Raw genomic sequence first — 2,313 nt, forward strand, 5'->3', positions numbered from 1 at the left:
ATCAAAACATTCCATGCGATTAATTGTTTCTAAACTAAGGGTGTCTTTAAGTTGTGCATACCGTTTAGCAATAGAATCTTTAGCACTTTGTTTAACTTCTAATGCATTGTTCGCATTTTTATTTGCAAGCGAAAGGTAATCGGCTTTTTCTCCCCTTAGTGCTGTAATAAAGGTTATTTTTTTCCTGCAAATCGAAGATAAGCCATCGGCAAGTGTTTCACTGCCGTTAAAACTAAAAGGCAGCACTAACTGTTTTGGAATACGGCCTGTATTTGACAATTGCACATAATATTGCGCACAGAAGGATTCAAGTACCTCTTCATTTGAACTGTCTTTAGGGGTTTTTGGAAAATAGGTTTTAGATCCTAATATTTTATGATCACGGATCATTAAAACATGCACAGCCACTAGCCCATTTTTAGCGGCAAAACCAATTACATCGAGTTCTGCAACATTGCCCGAAACAGCTTGCTGTTCTTGCATCTTACGAAGCAATAATATTTGATCCCGAATTTGCGCTGCTTTTTCAAATTCAAGCGACATACTCGCCGCTTCCATATTTTCAACCAGTGCTGCGATTACCTCTGATGAGCGCCCTGCCAAAAACTTCTTAACCATATCCACTTCTTGCAAATAATCCGTATCAGAAATTTTGCCCACACACGGTGCTGAACATCGCTTTAGTTGATATTGAAGACAAGGGCGGCTGCGCGCACGATAATAGGCATCTTCACATTGACGTACCGGAAATATTTTCTGCATTAACCGCAAGCTTTCCGACACAGCCCCAGCACTTGGATAAGGGCCAAAATATTCACCTTTAATTTTGCGCGTACCGCGGTGAAAAGCTAAACGAGGGTGTTGATGATCTGTAAGTAAGATATATGGGTAAGATTTATCATCGCGTAACAAGATGTTGTAACGCGGCATGTATTTTTTTATTAAATTGTTTTCAAGCAGTAATGCTTCAGTTTCGGTATTGGTAAGGGTAACTTCTATTTGAGCAATATTTGCAACCAGTGCACGAGTTTTATTCTCAGGGATATTTTCGCGAAAATAGCTCGAAAGTCGCTTTTTTAAATTTTTTGCTTTACCAACGTAAATTACTTGCCCTTTTGCGTCTAACATCCGATAGACGCCGGGTTCTGAAGTAACTGTTTTAAGAAAGGCTTTTGCGTTAAACGCCGACATCATTTAATCAGCGTCAATCTCAATCATTTTATGACGAATAGCAAGATGTGTTAGCTCAACATCGCCACCTACATTCAACTTTTCAAACATTCGATAGCGATAAGAGTTAACTGTCTTAGAACTGAGGTTTAATTGATCTGCAATAGTTTGTACTTTTTCACCTTTAGTGATCATCAGCATAATTTGCAGTTCGCGGTCAGATAATGAAGCAAACGGATTTTCGTCATTGCGACCACTAAACTGCGCAAGAGCAATCTGCTGAGCAATTTCTGGGGCAATATAACGTTGACCAGTTTTAACCGCGCGAATAGCATTAACTACTTCTTCTGGCCCTGCGCTTTTTGTCAGGTAACCATGTGCACCAATTTGCATTACTTTGCTTGGGAAAGGATCTTCGCTTTGCATTGTAAGCACAATTACTTTTACATCAGGACAAAAACGACAGATTTTCTTGGTTGCTTCGAGCCCACCAATGCCTGGCATATTCATATCCATGAGTACAATATCTGGGTTATTCTGACGACAAAACTGAACCGCCTCTTCGCCGGTCTTTGCTTCGCCAACCACTTTAAATCCACGTACGTCATCCAGTATACGCTTAATACCTGTGCGAACTAGTTCATGATCATCAACTAACAGTACGTTAATCAAGGGGTTACCTCACGGTTATAAATCTAATACATATTTAATTGGCCTAACCTTACCATACTAATTAGTAAAGTCGAACAACTTAAAACGCATTTATAATGTGATTTTAACTGTTTGTTCACTTAGTCAGCGATTTAATAAATTATTTATCATTTACAACCGATTACATTCGTAAAATACGCATTTGTAACAGTATTTTAGAGAGCAAAGTCGGTATTTATTTATCGTTATGACAAAAATATTACATCGACTGTAATATTTCTTTCATATTTCTCTGTTTTAATCCGCGCTGTAATAAAAATGACACTTTATTGTCACAAAAAGCGACAAAACCTGTCGCCGGTAAATGAAGAGAAATGTAATGAGTGAAAATACATCAAATCCAATAAACCCTCAGCAAAGTGTAGCTGCCAAACTAATTAACTGGGCTGCTATCGCATTTTTAGTTTATTTGGTGTTAGTAGCAGTAAGTAC

At 38.3% G+C, this 2,313-nt stretch carries 2 protein-coding genes; both read right to left on the minus strand.

Features of this window, described 5'->3' with window-relative positions:
• Positions 1-1,191 (minus strand): excinuclease ABC subunit UvrC (gene uvrC, locus ABYD77_RS18925; protein ID WP_372771642.1); only part of this gene is annotated, 1,191 nt, incomplete at its 3' end.
• 3 nt (positions 1,192-1,194) lie between these two features.
• Positions 1,195-1,842 carry a UvrY/SirA/GacA family response regulator transcription factor gene (uvrY, locus tag ABYD77_RS18930; RefSeq protein WP_372771641.1) on the minus strand — a complete coding sequence of 216 codons (648 nt, stop codon included), beginning with the start codon at positions 1,840-1,842 and terminating at the stop codon, positions 1,195-1,197.
• Between the last annotated feature and the right edge of the window lie 471 nt (positions 1,843-2,313).

The sequence above is a fragment of the Pseudoalteromonas sp. genome, assembly GCF_041629635.1.
Lineage (GTDB): Bacteria > Pseudomonadota > Gammaproteobacteria > Enterobacterales > Alteromonadaceae > Pseudoalteromonas.